Here is a 235-nt window from a genome sequence, read left to right as displayed (position 1 = left end):
ACCAATACATTCAAACGAGTAGTCAACACCACCGTCAGTCATTTCCACAATTACTTCTTGAATTGGTTTGTCGAAGTCTTTAGGGTTTATTAAATCAGTTGCGCCAAGTTTAGTGGCAAGGTCAAATTTACTGGTGTTAATGTCTACACCAATAATACGACTCGCGCCTGCCATTTTTGCACCAATAATTGCAGATAAACCAATACCACCCAGGCCAAATATAGCAACGGTATCG

General features: G+C 40.4%; 1 protein-coding gene. It reads right to left on the bottom strand.

Annotated elements, in window-relative coordinates; all coding sequences use genetic code 11:
• Positions 1-235, bottom strand: a 235-nt coding sequence (locus CWB72_RS20370; RefSeq protein WP_138635238.1) for a zinc-binding dehydrogenase, incomplete at both ends; no start/stop codon positions are given.

This window comes from Pseudoalteromonas phenolica (assembly GCF_005886345.1).
In the GTDB taxonomy this organism is placed as follows: Bacteria; Pseudomonadota; Gammaproteobacteria; order Enterobacterales; family Alteromonadaceae; genus Pseudoalteromonas; species Pseudoalteromonas phenolica_A.
This window is presented reverse-complemented; position numbering and strand designations above follow the sequence as displayed.